13 protein-coding genes are annotated in these 16,513 nt (G+C 71.3%); 6 read left to right on the top strand and 7 right to left on the bottom strand.

Features of this window, described 5'->3' with window-relative positions; genetic code table 11:
• The first annotated feature begins 72 nt into the window (after positions 1–72).
• From ACQPXB_RS49565 to ACQPXB_RS49555, 3 genes are all read left to right on the top strand, one after another.
• Positions 73–1,518, top strand: a complete 1,446-nt coding sequence (locus tag ACQPXB_RS49565) for a CCA tRNA nucleotidyltransferase (protein ID WP_432849025.1) — start codon at positions 73–75, stop codon at positions 1,516–1,518.
• 197 nt (positions 1,519–1,715) lie between these two features.
• Positions 1,716–3,056 (top strand): sensor histidine kinase, encoded by a 1,341-nt coding sequence (locus ACQPXB_RS49560; protein WP_366587798.1) that lies wholly within the window; start codon positions 1,716–1,718, stop codon positions 3,054–3,056.
• Between the two features lie 22 nt (positions 3,057–3,078).
• Positions 3,079–3,918 carry a class I SAM-dependent methyltransferase gene (locus tag ACQPXB_RS49555; protein WP_432849024.1) on the top strand — a complete coding sequence of 280 codons (840 nt, stop codon included), beginning with the start codon at positions 3,079–3,081 and terminating at the stop codon, positions 3,916–3,918.
• Here the strand turns inward: ACQPXB_RS49555 and ACQPXB_RS49550 are convergent.
• The 6 genes from ACQPXB_RS49550 to ACQPXB_RS49525 all read right to left on the bottom strand — a co-directional run bounded on the left by ACQPXB_RS49550 (position 3,904) and on the right by ACQPXB_RS49525 (position 12,400).
• Positions 3,904–5,796, bottom strand: coding sequence for a TNT domain-containing protein (locus ACQPXB_RS49550; RefSeq protein WP_432849023.1), 1,893 nt, complete (start codon positions 5,794–5,796; stop codon positions 3,904–3,906). The genes ACQPXB_RS49555 and ACQPXB_RS49550 overlap by 15 nt on opposite strands.
• A 41-nt stretch (positions 5,797–5,837) precedes the next feature.
• On the bottom strand, positions 5,838–6,911 hold the full coding sequence (locus ACQPXB_RS49545) for an ADP-ribosylglycohydrolase family protein (protein ID WP_432849022.1): 1,074 nt from the start codon (positions 6,909–6,911) through the stop codon (positions 5,838–5,840).
• 28 nt (positions 6,912–6,939) lie between these two features.
• Entirely contained in the window at positions 6,940–9,186 is a 2,247-nt protein-coding gene (locus tag ACQPXB_RS49540) for an ADP-ribosylglycohydrolase family protein (RefSeq protein WP_432849021.1), read from the bottom strand.
• Positions 9,187–10,569 carry a TNT domain-containing protein gene (locus ACQPXB_RS49535; RefSeq protein WP_432849020.1) on the bottom strand — a complete coding sequence of 461 codons (1,383 nt, stop codon included), beginning with the start codon at positions 10,567–10,569 and terminating at the stop codon, positions 9,187–9,189.
• Between the two features lie 29 nt (positions 10,570–10,598).
• Complete coding sequence (locus tag ACQPXB_RS49530) at positions 10,599–10,985, bottom strand: hypothetical protein (protein ID WP_366587782.1); 387 nt, start codon at positions 10,983–10,985, stop codon at positions 10,599–10,601.
• A 116-nt stretch (positions 10,986–11,101) separates the two neighbouring features.
• Positions 11,102–12,400 carry an MFS transporter gene (locus ACQPXB_RS49525; protein ID WP_432849019.1) on the bottom strand — a complete coding sequence of 433 codons (1,299 nt, stop codon included), beginning with the start codon at positions 12,398–12,400 and terminating at the stop codon, positions 11,102–11,104.
• Between the two features lie 178 nt (positions 12,401–12,578).
• On the opposite strand from ACQPXB_RS49525, the gene ACQPXB_RS49520 reads away from it, so the two are divergent.
• Together ACQPXB_RS49520 and ACQPXB_RS49515 are read left to right on the top strand one after the other, a co-directional pair.
• Positions 12,579–13,871, top strand: coding sequence for a class I SAM-dependent methyltransferase (locus ACQPXB_RS49520; RefSeq protein WP_432849018.1), 1,293 nt, complete (start codon positions 12,579–12,581; stop codon positions 13,869–13,871).
• Positions 13,872–14,067: 196 nt separating this feature from the next.
• Positions 14,068–14,649 (top strand): YqgE/AlgH family protein, encoded by a 582-nt coding sequence (locus ACQPXB_RS49515; RefSeq protein WP_285974395.1) that lies wholly within the window; start codon positions 14,068–14,070, stop codon positions 14,647–14,649.
• On the opposite strand, the gene ACQPXB_RS49510 is transcribed toward ACQPXB_RS49515, so the two are convergent.
• Positions 14,646–15,065, bottom strand: coding sequence for an SdpI family protein (locus ACQPXB_RS49510; RefSeq protein WP_366587774.1), 420 nt, complete (start codon positions 15,063–15,065; stop codon positions 14,646–14,648). The genes ACQPXB_RS49515 and ACQPXB_RS49510 overlap by 4 nt on opposite strands.
• Before the next feature lie 65 nt (positions 15,066–15,130).
• On the opposite strand from ACQPXB_RS49510, the gene ACQPXB_RS49505 reads away from it, so the two are divergent.
• On the top strand, positions 15,131–16,303 hold the full coding sequence (locus ACQPXB_RS49505) for an esterase-like activity of phytase family protein (RefSeq protein ID WP_432849017.1): 1,173 nt from the start codon (positions 15,131–15,133) through the stop codon (positions 16,301–16,303).
• The last annotated feature ends 210 nt before the right edge of the window (positions 16,304–16,513 follow it).

Here is a 16,513-nt window from a genome sequence, read left to right as displayed (position 1 = left end):
CTCCGTGTCCGTGTCCGACGGCGTCCGTAGTAGTGGACGCCACTTCCCGTTGTCAGCTAATGGTGGGATGAAGTGAACAACCTGGTCGCCCAGCAGAACGCGGTGACGGAACTGATGCGAGTGTCCCCTCTGGCCGACGAGCTGGCGGAGCGGTTCGCGCGAGCCGGCCACAGTCTCTACCTCGTCGGTGGCAGCGTCCGCGACGCGCTGCTCGGCCGGCTGTCCAGCGACCTCGATTTCACCACCGACGCGAGGCCGGACCGCGTGCTGCAGATCGTGAGCGACTGGGGCGACGCCGTGTGGGACGTCGGCATCGCGTTCGGCACGGTCGGGGTCACCAAGAAGGGCACCACGCTCGAGATCACCACGTTCCGCGCCGACAGCTACGACCGCGTCGGGCGCAACCCCGAGGTCACCTTCGGCGACACCATCGAGGGCGACCTGCTGCGCCGCGACTTCACGGTCAACGCGATGGCGATCGACCTGGTCACGAAGACGTTCATCGATCCCCACGACGGCATGGACGCGCTGCGGCTGAAGGTGCTCGACACCCCGGCGACGCCGCAGGAGTCGTTCGCCGACGACCCGCTGCGCATGCTGCGCGCCGCCCGCTTCTCCGCGCAGCTCGGTTTCACCGCCGCGCCGCGCGTGGTCGAGGCGATGACGTCGATGGCGAGCGAGATCGAACGGATCACGGCCGAACGCGTGCAGGCGGAGCTGTCGAAGCTCATGCTCGCCGACGACCCGCGACCGGGCCTGGAGCTGCTCGTCGACACGGGGCTGGCCGATCACGTGCTGCCCGAGCTGCCGGGCATGCGCCTGGCGATCGACGAGCACCACCAGCACAAGGACGTCTACCAGCACTCGCTGACCGTGCTGGCGCAGGCGATCGCGCTGGAGACCACGCACGAGCCGGCGTCGGAGCCCGACCTGGTGCTGCGGCTGGCCGCGCTCCTGCACGACGTCGGCAAGCCGGAGACGCGCGAGTTCCTGCCCGGCGGCGGCGTGAGCTTCCACCACCACGAGGTCGTGGGCGCGCGGATGGCGCGCAAGCGTTTGCGCGCGCTCAAGTTCTCCAAAGAGATCGTGGAGCAGGTCTCGCAGCTCGTGTTCCTCCACCTGCGCTTTCACGGCTATGCCAACGGCGAGTGGACCGATTCGGCCGTGCGCCGCTACGTCGCCGACGCCGGCGACCTGCTGACGCGGCTGCACAAGCTCGTGCGCGCCGACTCGACCACGCGCAACCGCAAGAAGGCGGCCGCGCTGCAGGCCACGTACGACGACCTCGAGCGGCGCATCGCGACGTTGAAGGAGCAGGAGGACCTCAATCGGGTCCGCCCCGACCTCGACGGCAACGAGATCATGCGGCTGCTCGGCCTCAAGCCGGGTCCGCAGGTCGGCAAGGCGTGGAAGTTCCTCAAGGAGCTGCGGCTGGACCGCGGTCCGCTGGACCACGACGAGGCCGTGGCCGAGCTCAAGAAGTGGGCCGAGTCGGAGGGCATCGCGCCCGCGGAGTGATCTCGCGCTGCGGGCACGGGTGATCACCCTGGGGTGCCCCGGGGTCGTGGTGGGGGCGTTCGAGCGAACACGAGTCGAATTCGTGATCGCGAATCCGCCAAGATCCCCCTTTGGCCTCTGGAACGCGGCCCGGCGAGCGGGAATACTCGCTGCCCCGGGCGCTGCCGGAGGGAGCGCGCCCCGAACCGGGGAGATCGATGACGGCGCAGGCAACTGAGGACCAGGACGGCCGGCCGCCCCGCACGTCGAGCTTCCTCGTCACCCTGTTGAAGCGCGGCACGCCCGCGCTCGCGACGGCGACGACCGGGCTCACCGACGAGATCGCCGACCCGACGCCGCTGCGGGCGTTCAAGCGGATCTCGCGCATGGCGGGCGCGGTCGACGCCAGGTACAACGACGGGCTGCTGCTGCGAGCCGCCCGTTACGTGGTGCTGGTGCCGCTGGCCTACCGGATCGTCGCGGTGCCGGGCGCGTTCGGGGCGTTCGTGTCGGCGCACGGTTCGACCGGTGTGGTGCCCGTGGCGCTGGTGGCGTTGTGCTCGATGGCGATGAGCGCGTTCGGGATCTTCTGGATGCTGCGCAAGTCGCCGTTCCGGCCCGATCTCGCGGCGCGGCTTTTGGTGGCCGACCTGATCATCACGGTGGGGTTCCAGCTGGTCATCGGCCTGGCCGAGCCGACATCGGTGTTCCACGACGCGCTCGGCGTGGCCGACAAGCACCTGCTCGGCGACATCGCGCTGCTGACGCTGGCGATCGGCATCCCGTCGGGGCTGGCGCTGGCGGCGCTGAGCCTGCCCGCGCGGCTGCTGTCCGATTTCCTCAACAGCGGCTCGGCGAACTTCGCGCAGGCCTGGTCGCTGTACCCGACGATGTTCGGGGTCCTGTTCACCGGCACCGGCGCCCTGATCCTGCTGGGCCTCGGTACGCGGCTCGCGCTGGCGTACGGCATCCGCAACGGCCGGCTCGCCGAACGCGCGCAGCAGCACCGGATGCTGCACGACACCGTGCTGCAGACGCTGGAGGCCATCTCGCTCGGCGGCACCGGCGAGTCGGCCGACCGGCTCGTGGAGGTGCAGCGGCTGGCCCGTGCGCAGGCGATGGAGCTGCGGCAGACGATCGAGACCGCCGCCGCACAGCGCGAGGAAGAGGCTTCGCGTCCCCTGGGCGAGAAGCTCGCGGCGCTGGCGGCCGAAATGGCCCGCGACGGCCTGCGCGCGCAGCTCGTGATCGCGGAGCTTGACGAGGACACGCTGTCGGAGGTGCGTCAGATCGCGCTTCGCGACGCCGTGCGCGAGTCGTTGCGCAACACGATGAAGCACTCCGGCACGGACAAGGTCGTGGTGCGCGTGGAGGAACGCGACGGCGGAATCGCGGTGATCACGCGCGACCACGGGCAGGGCTTCAGTCCTGACACGCGGCCCGCGGGGTTCGGCATCAGCCAGTCGATCAACGCGCGCCTCGGCGAGGTCGGCGGCACGGCCCTGGTGGAGTCGACACCGGGCAGCGGCACGCGGGTCACGTTGTGGGTGCCGTTCTGATCGGACTGCTACACAAGAGCGCATGATCCTTGCTGACGCGCTTGCCGCCTATCGGGCCGGGGATTCGTCTCGGGCGTTCGAGCTCGCCTCGCGGGCTGATTCGCCGTTGGGCGCGGAGCTTTCCGCCTACCTCGCGACCGACGGGTCCGGTCCGGTGTACGACCAGCCGGCGGCGTTCACGGCGTTCATCCGCGGTGGTGGCAACGTCGCGCTGTACTCGCGATTGAGCGCTGAGCTGGCTGCTCGATACGCGGCGTTGCACCCGGAATCGTTGCTGGACTTGGGGTGTGGCGACGGCCTGGCCGTGGTCCCGGCGCTGGCGCAGTCGTCGTTCCGGCCGGCGCGGATCGACTTGGTCGAGTCGTCGGCGGCGTTGCTGGCGGACGTCGATCTGCCCGACGCGAACCGCTTCGAAGCCACTGCGCAAAGCTTCCTCGGGGCGAACGGTTCCACGTGGAACCTTGCGCAATCGACGTTCGCGATGCAGTCCATGACGCCCCCGGTGCGGGCCGCGGTGCTTCGAGAGCTCCGGCCGCGCACGGAAACACTGGTACTCGCCGAGTTCGACATCCCGGTGCTCGACGAGGGTTCGCCGGAGTTTCTGGAGTCGCTGGTGACCCGGTACGAGCGCGGCGTCGCCGAGTACGGCGATCAGGCTTCCCTTGTCGCGCAAGGTTTCCTGATGCCCGTGCTCCTCGGCGTCGCTGCGGGTGCGGAGCGCACGAACTGGGAGCAGCCCGCGCTCGCGTGGGTCGCCCAGCTCGAAATCGCGGGCTTCACCGACCTGACGATCGAGCCGCTCACGGACTACTGGTGGTCCCCCGCCGTGCTGATCACCGCGCGCGGCTCACACGCGGGATAGTGCCCCAGCCTCCACGTGCTGCGCGATCGGTCGCGGCAGTAGGTAAGCCGTCCCGCCGCCCGGGTGCGGGCCCCACGGCGCGGTGATGCCGGTGAGCACTCGAAGCGTCCGCTGCACCCGGTACTCGTGCCGCTCGCGTTCGCGTTCCGGCGACAGCGACGTCTCGGCGAAGCGCGTGCCGGAGGCGTGGACGAGGTTGCCGGCGTCGTTGCCGAAGCGCAGGACCGTCGTGCCGGCCGGAAGGACGACGACGCGTTTGCCGCGGAAGAAGCTCAGCGGTGGTTCGCCGCGCAGCGGCAGGATCGGCCAGTCGACGGGCTGGTCGGACTCGTCGGCCGCACGCGGCGGCAGCATGAGCAGCGTGCCGAGGAGGAAACGGGCGGCGTCGGCCAGGTTGGCGAAAGCCACGGGCGCGACGGCCGGCGGACGGGAGACCTCCCAGCCGTTCTCGGCGCGGCGCAGCGTCCACACGTCGGCGACCGGCACCTCGTTGGCGCCGATCCGGTACGCGCTCGCGGGCACGCCGTGTTCGGCCAGACGCTGGTGCAGCAGGGTCAGCGTCTCGGCGGCGTGCAGGTCGAGGCCGAGGTCGTCGCCGCGGACGGCACGGGCGAGACGGCCGTCGTCGGGAAGCTCGGTCTCCGAACGCGTCGGGCGAGGGGCGCCGAGGATTTCGGCCTCGGCCGTCGCGCGGACGAGCTCGCGCACCAGCGGCGGCCGGAACCCCGCGACCCGGATGTGGTCGACCAGCTCGGGCTCGGGCGGCACGCCGTACTTGCGCAGGTAGTGCGGCACGGCCGCGGGCCACACCCAGGTGCCGTCGGTGTGGAAGGCGTGCGGCACGTCGGGCGGCGCGCCCGGGGCGAAGATGTCGTGCTGCGGCTGCGGGCGGTGCAGCACCAGCGGCGCGCGGAACAGGTAGTCGAGCACGCCGCGCAACTGGTCCGGCGGCACCGGCGGCCGGTTGGCGACCGGGCGCTCGTTCTCGTTGTGCGCGTCGACCACACGGGCGTGGCGGAAGGTGATGTCGAGGGTCTGGCGGGCCTTCGCGGCCAGCCAGTCGGGCAGGTCCTTGGGCGGGCGCGGGTACTGCGCGAGCTCCACGGCGTACGACTCGGGCGCGGGCCGGCCGCCGTCGTTCGGGGGGACGCGCCAGGCGGGCTCGTGCTCGGAGTCGAAGTCGAAGTCGAACTGCGCCTCGGTGTCGAGTGTGAACGTGCCCTGGAACCACGTGCCGGCGTCGGGCGCGTACATCGCCGCGCGCAGTCGGGCGAACAGTGCGCTCAGCTTCGGCGGCGCGGGCAGCGACACGGACACGGGACCGTTCTCGTCGCCGACCGCGCGGACCTCCAGCTCCGCGTAGTCCCCGACCTGCCGGAACTGCGCGGCGACGCGCGTCCAGCCGCCCGGCACGGCGCGCAGGGTGCGGCCGATCGCGCGCAGCAGGGTGCCGTGGTCGGCGTCGAGCTCCGGGCGCGGTTCCCCCTGGTCACGGCGCAGCTGCCACAGGCCGGTGACGCGCTTGGCCTCGGCCGTCGTCGAGAAGTCGGTGAGGCCGAGCTGCGCGGCGCGCGCCGGGTCGTGCTGCGTCCAGCGCAGCGTCAGCTCCTTGCCGTCCCCGGGCGCGACTTCGAACAGCTCGTCGTCGTACTCGCAGTACGTGCGCAACGTGAACGTCGCCGGCACCTCGGTGGCCAGCACCACGCGCGCCGGGCGGCCCTCGTGCTCGCGGTCGAACCCGTCGGGCGCCTCTTCGTCCGGCAGCACGGACAGCAGCAGCGTGCCGTCGGTGGTCGAGCGTTCGGCCGCGAACGTGCGGTCGTCCAGCGTCGCGTACAGGCCGTCCGGACGGTCTCCCGCCTCTACCCGGTAGCGCACGTCAGGTTCCTCCCCAATTCCCCCGGTGACCGGGAAAGAACTTAGTCGACCGGGTAACGCGTGAACCAACCCTCGTCACTCGGTGAGTCGGGGCCGAACTCGGCGAGCGCGTCGTCCGCCAGCCTGGTGATCACGTCGCGCAGTTCGAGCCGTTCCAGCCAGCCGGCGCGCAGCGCCGCTTCGCCGTACATCGCCCCGACGAGGTTGCCGCAGACCGAACCCGTGGAATCGCTGTCGCCGCTGTGGTTCACGGCCGCGAGCAGCGCGGAGTCCGGATCTTCGGTGGTCAGGGCGACATACACGGACATCGACAGCGCCGTCTCGCCGACGTTGCCCGCACCCAGCTCGGCCAGCCGCTCCGGAGTCGGCGGGCCGGACATCGCGAGGGCCTGTGCCAACGCGGCTTCCTGCTCCTCGTGACCGGGGTGGCGGACCAGCTCGGCTCTGGACACGGCGACGGCGTCGAGCAGCGGCGAACCCGCAAGCAACTGCTGCACGATCACCGCGAAGGCGCCGGCCGACAAATACCCGCTCGGGTGACCGTGGGTCAGTGCCGCGAACTCGGCCGCGAGGCGGAACACCCCGGCCGGGTCCGCGGACCACAGCGCGACGGGCGCCACGCGCATCACGCCGCCGCAGCCCTTCGAGTTGTTCACCGGCCGCGAGACGCTGCCGCGCACGCCCGAGCGTCCGTACGCCTCCAGCTCGCCGAAGCACGTCAGGCCCGGTGCGCGGCGGCTGAACAGCGCGGCGTGCGTGATGAGCTCGCCGTCGGGCGCCGCCAGCGCCGAGTGCGGGCCGCGCGCCCGCTCCCACGGCACGCCCTGCGTGTGCAGCCAGCGCTGGTAGGCCAGCTGCACGGACTGCACGACGTCGGAGCTGCCCGTCCGCCGTTGCTGTGCGTGGGCGCGGATGAGCGCTTCGAGGGTGAAGAGCGTCATCTGCGTGTCGTCGGTGAAGCGCCCTTCGCCGCCGTACGCGGGGATGAAGTCGGTGATGCCGGCGGGCCCGGTGAGCTCGCGGATCCGCTCGATCGAATCGAACTCCGTCTTCGCGCCGAGCGCGTCGCCGATGGCGCCCGCGAGCAGGCAGCCCCTCAGCTGCTGTGCCTCCATGACCCCATCTTTTCGAAGCCCCGCGGCGTCAGTGCCGCGGGTAGCGCTGCACCCACTCTTCGCCCAGGAAACTGAGCGCGGAGCGGCGATCGAAGTGCCACAACGCGTCCGTGACGACCTGTTCGATGAGGTGCCGCAGCTCGAGCTGCTCGACCCACTTCTGCGGCAGCCCGGGCACGCCGACGCGGGCGCCGAGCAGCGCACCGGTGATCGCCCCGGTCAACGCGCTGCGCCCGGAGTGGTTCACCGCGCGCAGCAGGGCCTGCTCGGGGTAGTTCTCGAACCCGGACAACGCGGCGAACGCGCGGCCAAGCACCGAAAGCGTGCCCTGGCCGTCGCCGATCAGCTCGGGCATCCGCAGGTCCGGCAGCCCGTGCTCGCCGAAGAACGGCACCGACTCGGCGACCATCGCCTTCACCGGCGCCCACTCGGGACCGCTGACGAACGTGGTGTTGTGCTCGGTCAGGATCTCGCGCGAGAGGTTCCACACGGGGTAGCTGAACGCGTCCTTCGTCAGCACCGGCTCGAAGAGCCAGGCCAGGTACGTCGCCACCGACAGGTCGTCCTCGTGCGAGTGCGTCACGCCGACGAGGTCGCGCACGGCCTGCCGCACGCCGCCGCTGAAGCCCGTTCCGGGGCCGGCCGCGATGAGCGTGGCGGGCAGCGCGGCGATCAACGACGTCGGCCCGGTCAGCGGCACTGCCTGCGGAGATCCGGTGACCAGCGCGTGGTAGGCGTTGAGCTCGGCGTCGTCCGCGGTGCGGCGGACGTGGAGGTCGGGCACCTTCACGAGCCAGCCGTCGGCGTCGTCGTACGGCGCGCCCTGCGTGTGCAGCCAGCGCATCAACGCGCCGCGCACCACGGACGGGAACTGCTGCTCGACGTCACGCGACTCCGGCTGCTCGCGGTGCGGGCTGCGGATCACGGCCTCGGTGTAGAACAGCAGCCGCTGCGTCAGCGAGCCGATGCGGCCCGCCTGGTCGAACGCGACCGGCAGTTCGGCCACGCCCTCGGACCCGAACTGCGTGACGATCTCGTCGAGCCGCATCCGGTCCACGGCCATGCCGAGCGCTTCGCCGAGTGCGAAACCCACGTACGCGCCCGCCACGCGCTGCCAGCCGTAGCGGAAGTTCTCGAGGTCGCGGTCGGGGTACTTGCCGAACGTGTCCAGGCGCGGGATCACGCGGCCGAGGTTGTCCCAGCCCGGCACGAGACCGTTGGCGCGCCAGTCGTTCGGCTTGCTGCGCACCGGCTCCGCCATCGCGAGGCGGTTGAGCCACGACTGGCCCAGCACCGTGCGCTGGCACTCCTCGGCGGTGAGCTCGAAGCCGTGGCGGCGCGCGTTTTCCGCGGCCACCAGCGGCACGGCCACCGGCTCGGACAGGCCCATGCGCGCGGCGGTGTCGCGGGTGAGCCGTTCGAGGTCCTCTTCGGCCTCGGGGCCGCGTCCGTGCCGGTCGATGCGGGGCTCGTGGCGCGGGAAACGTTTGGCGATGGCGGTGAGGTCCTCGCCGGAGACGTCCTCGAACGTCGCCGGGCCGCCGTTGATCACGAGGTTCGGCGGGTGCTCGAACTCGGCCAGCGTGGCGAGGTCCACGCGCCACCAGGAGTGCTCGCGCGGCGGGAAGTGGCGCGTCGCGCTGAACACGCGCAGCTCGTTGCGCTCTTCGGAGAAGTAGAAGCGGTCCGTGGCGCCGGTCTTCGGGTCGAGCGGCACGAAGACGTCGCAGCGCAGCAGGCCGATCAGCAGCTGCTCGCGCGTGAGCCAGCCGACGCTGGCGAACGCGAGCAGCGTCTCCAGCGTGTTCTCCGGCTTCGGGTAACCACGGCGGATCGGGCCGGCCTTGTACTCGGGGTTCTCGCGCTCGTCGCCGGTCTGGTGACCCTCGTTGTCGACCTTCACCCAGCCGGCCACCGCCTGCAGCGGCACGCCGAGCTCGCCGAACCCGGCCTTGACGTACTCGGGGTCCACGACTTCGCGCCAGCTCTCCTGGCCGGGGAACGCCACGGGGATGCTCAGTCCTCCTGGGTTCGGGGGTGCCTGGCGCAGCTCTCCGTCGGGCTCGCGCACGACCACCGACGGCGGGGGGAACAGTTCCTTGTCCGGGCGCCCGTCGTCAAGGAAAGCGGTGGTGTTGTACGGGATCGACCAGCCTTCGGGGATGCGCAGCACGCGGTCGTGGTCGACCCGCAGCCCACCGGGACCGGCGATCTGGGGACCGTGCACAGCGCGTAGCCAGTTCACGACCTTCTCCATCGCTTCCGCCGCTTCCACCTACTCGATCCTCTCCAGGCTTCCGTCGGACTCGTGCTCCGCGATCGGCTTGGGCAACACGTACGCCACTGCTCCGCCCGGCAGGTTCGCCCAGGGCACCGTGACTCCGGTGACCACGTAGAGTGACCGTCGTAGGCGGTAGGTGTGCGCCACTCGTTCCCGTTCGAGTGGCAGTGACGTCGTGGCGAACCGTACCTCGCCGTGGTGGACCAGGTTGCCCGGTTCCTCCCCGAAGCGCAGGACGACCGTACCTTCGGGCAGCCGGGTGAGTCTCTTGTTGCGCAGCAGGGTGAGGGGCGGGTCACCCGCGGACGGTTGGATGGGCCAGTCGTCCACTTCCTTCGCCGTCTCGAGCGGGGTCTCGCGACCGCCCGTCCGCCGGGCCGGGTGCAGCAGGAGTGCGCCGAGCAGCTGCTGGGCCGCGTCGCCGAGGTGCTCGAAGGTCTGGCTTTCGCCGGCCGACGAGGTGACGGTCCAGCCGTCGTCGCCCCTGGTCAGGCACCACTTCCCGGCCTCGGCAGCGCCGATCCGGTAGGCCTGCGGCCACACGCCGAACGACCCGAGCCGCTGCACGAGGACCACCAGCAGCTGGTCGTCGGTCAGGTCCGGATCGGGGCTGGTCTCCAGCTCGGCGGCGACGTCGCCGGCGGTGCGCTGTCCGTCCTCGGCTCCAGGCCGCGGCCGCGGGCGGCCGAGCAGGTCGGCCTCCGCCGTGCGGCGCACGAGGTGCTCGACGTACGGCGGCTGGAACCCCAGCTCACGGATGTGCGCGACGAGCTCCGGCTCCGGCGCGATGCCGTGGCGGCGCAGCTGGTGGGGCACGGTCTCGGGCCACAGCCACGTGCCGTCGGTGCGGTGCGCGTCGCCGACCAGCGCTTCGCGCTCGAGGTACTGCAGCACGAGCGCCAGCTCGTCGTCGGCCAGCGGCTCGCGCTCCTCCCCCACCTCGGCGGGGCGGGCGCGGCGAAACTCGACGCCGAGCGCCTGGCCGGTGCGCAGCCGCCACCAGTCGGGGATGTGCTCGTCCTCGCGGGGGAACGTCTCGAGCTCGTCGCGGTAGGCGCCGGCGTCGGGCGGGGTCGTCCACTGGGGTTCGCCGTCGACGAAGAAGTCGAAGTCGAACGTGCCGTCGGGCGCGAGCACGAACCGTGCCTGCAGCCAGGTGCCACGGCCCTGTCGGTACATGCCGGCGCGTAGCTCGTGGAACATTCCGACCAGCTCGGGGCCGGCCTCGGTGTTGCGCGGCTGGACCTCGGTGTGGTCGCCGACCTGCGCGAAGCCGATGCCGGCGGGGGCGCCCTCGTCGGGCTGGTGGGCGCGGATCAGGCGCCCGATCTCGACGAGCTGCCCGTGTTGGTCGGCGTCGGAAAGTGGTGGTTCCACAGGTCTCAGCACATCCGGGGTGCGCGGCGTTAGTAGCCGCGGCGCCGGTGCTGCGGCACGGCGCTTCGCGGGGGCAGCGGTCCTTGCGGCTTCACAGCGCCCTGCGTGGCCGGGCTCTGCGTGTTGGGGCTCTGCGGCGCCGGTGCCGTACGCGGGCGCACGCGGCGCGGCGTCGGGCGAGGGGACGGCATCTGGTGCGACGCCGCGTCGGTGAGCGGGGCCTCGGCGAGCTGCTGCACCAGGGCTTGGACGGTGAACGCGAGCTGGGCGGGCGTGGTGCGCTGGAAGGTGTCCGGAGCGAACTCCAGCCGGCCCAGCGTGCCGCCGCTGCCGACGGTGGCCCGGACCAGCCCGTCAGGAGACGTCAGCACTGCAGGAGCGGCTTCCAGGGCGCGGTCGTCCCCTGCGGTACTCACGGTGGCCCCCCGTGTCGGTTGCACTCGCCGGGGTTCACCCGGCCGGGTCACGCGTCACTCTAATGCCAACGCGACGATCACTGACCCCGTTCGGTCCAACGGTTTGCGGCAGCGAATCAGTTCGGCCGGTCCGGCACCGCGCGGCGGCGCGCCACGAGGTAGCCGGCGCCGCCGAGGAAGTAGCAGATCGTGGCCGCGATCATCAGCCCCGGCGAGTACCCGTTGTCCGGGATGAAGACCGCGCCGATGGCCACGGCGGCCACCTGGGTGATGTTGAACAGCGTGTCGTACAGGGCGAACACGCGGCCGCGGGCCTCGTCGGCGACGTCGAGCTGGATCGACGAATCGACACACAGCTTGAGCACCTGCCCCGCGCCCGTGATCAGGAACGACGCCAGCAACGCCAGCGGCAGCACGATCGGCAGCCCGAGCGCCGACTGGGCGACGGCGGCCACCAGCAGCGCACCGAGGATCGAGCGCAGCCGGCCGAAGCCGCGGATCAGCCGCGCGGTGAGGAGCCCGGCGACGAGGATGCCTGCGCCGGCGAGCGCGGCCATCTGGCCGAGCCCGGGCAGGCCGGCGCGGAAGACCCCGTCGTCGGTGAAGTAGTTGCGCATCAGCAGCACGGTGACCAGCAGCGAGATGCCGTAGGCCGCGCGGTGGGCGAACAGCGCGATGAAGCCGGCCGTCACGCTCGGCGCGCGCCAGGCGTGGCGGGCGCCGTCGGCGAGACCCCGGGCGACGGCGACGAACGGGTTCGGCGGCTCGTCGACGACCGTCGGCCCGAGCACCCCGCGTGTGAACCGCCGGGCGATCAGCGCCGAGACCAGCGCACCCAACGCGGCGAACGCCGTGGTCTCGGCCGAGCCGAGGTTGTCCGCGCCGAAGACCGCGCGCAGCAGGATGGCGCACCCGCCGCCGACCACCGCCAGCGCCGACCCGAGCGTGGTCGCGAACGCGTTGGCGGACACGACGCTCGACGCCGGCACCACGTGCGGCAGCGAAGCCGACAGACCGGAGCCGATGAAGCGCGACAAGCCTTCGGCCAGCAGCGCGAGGGAGAACAGCCCCGGCCCGCCGAGGCCCGTGCCCACGGCGGCGGCCGAGGCGAGGATGGCGACCACCCGCAGCAGGTTCGCGAACACGAGCACGCGCCGGCGGTCCCACCGGTCGAGCAGCGCGCCCGCGAACGGTCCCACCACGGAGTACGGCAGCAGCAGCACCGCGAAGCCTTCGGCGATGGCCAGCGGGTCGGCGGCGCGTTCGGGGTTGAACAGCACGGCGCCCGCGAGGCCCGCCCGGTACACACCGTCGCCCCACTGCGCGGCGAACCGGGTGTAGAGCAGCCTGCGGAACTCGCGATCACGGACCAGGAGCTTCGGCCCGATCCGCTCCGTTGTCGCGCTGATCGTCACGGGGGCCAGCGTAGCTACGGGCCGAACGGCCCAGAAGGTCCTAATGAGCGCACTTCGCCCAGTGAAGCGCGGGCATTTTACTGAGCTGTGACGCCCCTGGCGGACTGCCGAGCGGCGTGAAAGCGTTTTACCCAGAGGACTGACGTCCGACTGTCGTCTCCGAGAAAGGGGTGTGGCCATGACCGGCGCCGCGTCGCGGCTGGTGGGTGCCGCCGAGAAGCTGCTCGGAGCTGAGCTCCCGCTGCAGATCCGAGCGTGGGACGGTTCCCAGGCCGGTCCGGAGGGCGCGCCCGTGCTCGTGGTGCGCAACCGGCGCGCCCTGCGCCGCCTGCTGTTCAAGCCGGGTGAGCTGGGCCTGGGCCGCGCCTGGGTGTCCGGCGACCTCGGCCTCGAAGGGGATCTCTACATCGCGCTCGAAGCCATGGCGGGGCTGATCTGGGAGCGCGACGAGGCGGAGGGTGGCGGTGTCCTCAGCGCGCTGCGGGACCCGGAGGTGCGGGCCGCGATCGGGGAGCTGCTGAAGCTCGCCGGGCCGCCGTTGCCGCCGCCGCGACCGCCCGAGGAGGTGCGCCGACCTCGTCACCTGCACACGCGGCGCAGCGACAAGCGGGCGATCAGCCACCACTACGACGTGGGCAACGAGTTCTACGAGCTCGTCCTCGGGCCGTCGATGGTCTACTCGTGCGCGTACTGGTCCGAAAGCAGCACGTTGGAGACAGCTCAGCGCGACAAGCTCGAGCTCGTCTGCACGAAGCTCGGCCTGCACGAGGGCCAGCGGCTGCTCGACGTCGGCTGCGGCTGGGGCTCGATGGCGCTGCACGCGGCCCGGGAGCACGGCGTCCACGTCGTCGGCGTGACGATCTCGGAAGAGCAGGCCACCTACGCCCGCAAGCGCGTGGCGGAAGCGGGGCTGACCGACCGCGTGGAGATCCGCGTGCAGGACTACCGCGACGTCTCCGACGGCCCCTACGACGCGATCTCCTCCATCGGCATGGCCGAGCACGTCGGCGCGGAGAGCTACCTGGAGTACGCCCGCGATCTGTATTCGCTGCTTCGTCCCGGCGGCAAGCTGCTCAACCACCAGATCGGCCGCCGCCCGCGCGAGGACGAGTCCGAGTACCAGCTCGACGGGTTCATCGACGCCTACGTCTTCCCCGACGGCGAGCTCGCCCCGATCGGCACGACCGTGACACAGCTGGAGCGCGCCGGGTTCGAGGTGCGCGACGTCGAAGCGCTGCGCGAGCACTACGCACTGACCCTGCGTCGCTGGGTCGCCAACCTCGAAGCCGACTGGGACCGGGCCGCGCGGCTCGCCGGCGCCGGTCGCGCCCGCGTCTGGCGGCTGTATATGGCGGCTTCGGCGCTCGCGTTCGAGGGCAACCGCATCGGGGTGAACCAGGTCCTGGCGGTGCGGACTCCGGACGAGGGCTCGTCGGGTCTGCCGCTGCGCCCGCGGACGTGGCACGGCTGAAAAAGCTGGCGGCCGGCGCACTTGGTCGCCTCTCGGCGGCTTGGCGCAGTGTGGCTCCAGCCGAACTGGTATTCCACAAAGGCTGTTCTTCAGTGAGCCCGGGGGACACGGAGTGCGCCGGCCTACTGTTCCCAACGGGGCACGAGTGGTTGGTGTTCCCGTGCCGACGGAAATTCTCGCGGCGGGAAGTGGGAGGATTGGCGGCGTGCCAGCGGACGCCGAGGTTGAACCGGGAACGCTCCTGGTCGCCGCACCCACGATGTTCGACCCGAACTTCAAGCGGACCGTGGTCTTCGTCATCGACCACCGCGACGAGGGCACGCTCGGCGTGGTCCTGAACCGCCCGAGCGACGTCCCTGTTCACGACGTTCTGCCCAACTGGGGTGGCCACGTGGCGGAGCCGCAGTCGGTGTTCGTCGGCGGTCCGGTGGAGAAGAAAACGGCTCTGTGCCTGGCCGCGCTGCGCACGGGCGAGACGGCGGCGAGCGTGCCCGGCGTGATCGCCGTGCGCGGGCCAGTGGCGCTCGTGGACCTCGACACCGACCCGGAAGCGCTCGTGCCGAAGGTGCGCGGCGTACGCGTCTTCGCCGGCTACGCGGGCTGGGACTCCGGGCAGCTGGCGGGTGAGATCGAGCGCGACGACTGGGTCATCGTGCCCGCGTTGCCGAGCGACATCCTGGCCTCGCCCAACCGCGACCTCTGGGGTCAGGTGCTGCGCCGCCAGGGTGTGCCGATCGCGTTGCTGGCCACCCACCCGGGCGACCTGCAGCGGAACTAGCTGTCGGCCTTCTGGAACACGCCGCAGCCACCCGAGCCGCACGCGCAGCCGGCGCAGCCCGCAGGGGCGGCCGGAGCCGGGGCGGGCACGGTCAACGCGGCGCGGGCGCCGAGCACCCCGCCACCCACGACCAGCACCAGCATGCCCAGCACACCAACGAAAGCCGCGGCGATGATCCCGGCCGTGGTGCCGGTGGCGATGCCCGCCAGCCCGGCGATCACGCCGACGGCGCCGCCCGCGAGCGTCGGCACGCTCGCCACGCGGTTGGCCAGCTTGAAGGCGGCGTCACTGCGCAGCGAAGCTGCCGTGCGGACACCGGTACCGCTTTCGCGGGTCAGCCGTTCGCGGAAGCCGAGGAAGCCACCCCAGCCGACGACGAGACCCAGCACGATCGGGACGAGCGCGATAGCGAACACCCCCTGAGGATAAGCGTGACCTCGCGGCAACGTGGTGGATACCCTCGTCCGTTGTGTTACACGCCATGTCTTCGTCCAAGCGACGCCGCATGCTCACCGCTGCCCTGATCGGGGCACTGCCCCTGTCCTTGCTCGCCGCCCCGGCGGCGAACGCTGCGGAGAGTCACGCCCGCCCCATCCGCCTCATCGGCGAACAGATCGTGCCCAACGCCCTTCAGTTCCAGGGCACCACCGTCGGCGGCCTGTCGTCGATCGACTTCGACCCGCGCACCGGCGGTTACGCGTTCATGTGCGACGACCGCTCCGCGATCAACCCCGCCCGCTTCTACACGGCGAAGTTCTCCCTCGACGCGCACCACCTCGGCCCGGTGACCTTCACCGGCACGAAGCCGCTGCTGCGTCCCGACGGCACGCCGTACCCGCCGCTCGCACAGAACGACCCGACAGCGCCGCAGAACGAGCAGACGATCGACCCCGAAGAGCTGCGCGTGGACCCGTGGACCGGGGACTACCTGTGGTCGCAGGAAGGCGAGCGCACCGCCACGACGCTGATCGACCCGTCGATCCGGGAGGCGAGCCGCACCGGCAAGTACGTGCGTGACCTGCCGATCCCGGCCGACGAGAAGATGACGCCCGACGCCGGGCCGCGCCAGAACCTGGTGCTCGAAGGCCTCACCTACGCGGGCCTCGGCTCCGTCGTCGCCAGCGAGGTCGAAAGCCCGCTGCTGCAGGACGGTCCCCTGCCGACCCCGGAGGCGGGCGGGCTTTCGCGGATCACGCTGCAGTCGCGTTTCGGCCCGGTGTTCGCGCAGTACGCGTACCCACAGGAGCCGGTGTTCGCGCAGTCCGTGCCGCCCACCGCGCTCGGCAGCAACGGGGTGTCCTCGATGCTCGCCGTCAACTCGGTCGACCCGACGCGCTACCTGATGATGGAGCGCGCGTTCGTACCCGGCGTGGGTAACAAGGTGCGCATCTACGAGATCGACACGAAGGGTGCGACGAACGTCCTGAACGTGAAGTCGCTCGCCGACGCGAAGCACGTGAAGCCGGTGAAGAAGAAGCTGCTGCTGGACGTCGCCGACTTCAAGCTGTCCACGGTGGACAACATCGAAGGCATGACCTGGGGCCCGACGCTGCCGAACGGCGAACGCAGCCTCGTGCTCGTCAGCGACAACAACTTCTCCGCGAGCCAGGTGACGCAGGTCATCGCTTTGGCGGTCCCTTCAGAACAGCTTTGACCACCACGTGCTGTTGCTGATGGTTACCAATCCGGCCACAGTCACGGCGGAAACCGTTACTTACGAGGTCACGTCCGGTCGGTGTCCGCCTGCTTTTGGCCGGATTGGTAACATGACCTCATGAACACGGCTCGGCTGCTCCTTGGCCTGCCGCGCTGACTCGGCCAACCCTTGGCCCGGCCGGCGCGGCGACCCCTCATGCCTTCGGGC

The sequence above is a fragment of the Amycolatopsis sp. CA-161197 genome, from assembly GCF_050942255.1.
Taxonomy (GTDB): domain Bacteria; phylum Actinomycetota; class Actinomycetes; order Mycobacteriales; family Pseudonocardiaceae; genus Amycolatopsis.
This window is presented reverse-complemented; position numbering and strand designations above follow the sequence as displayed.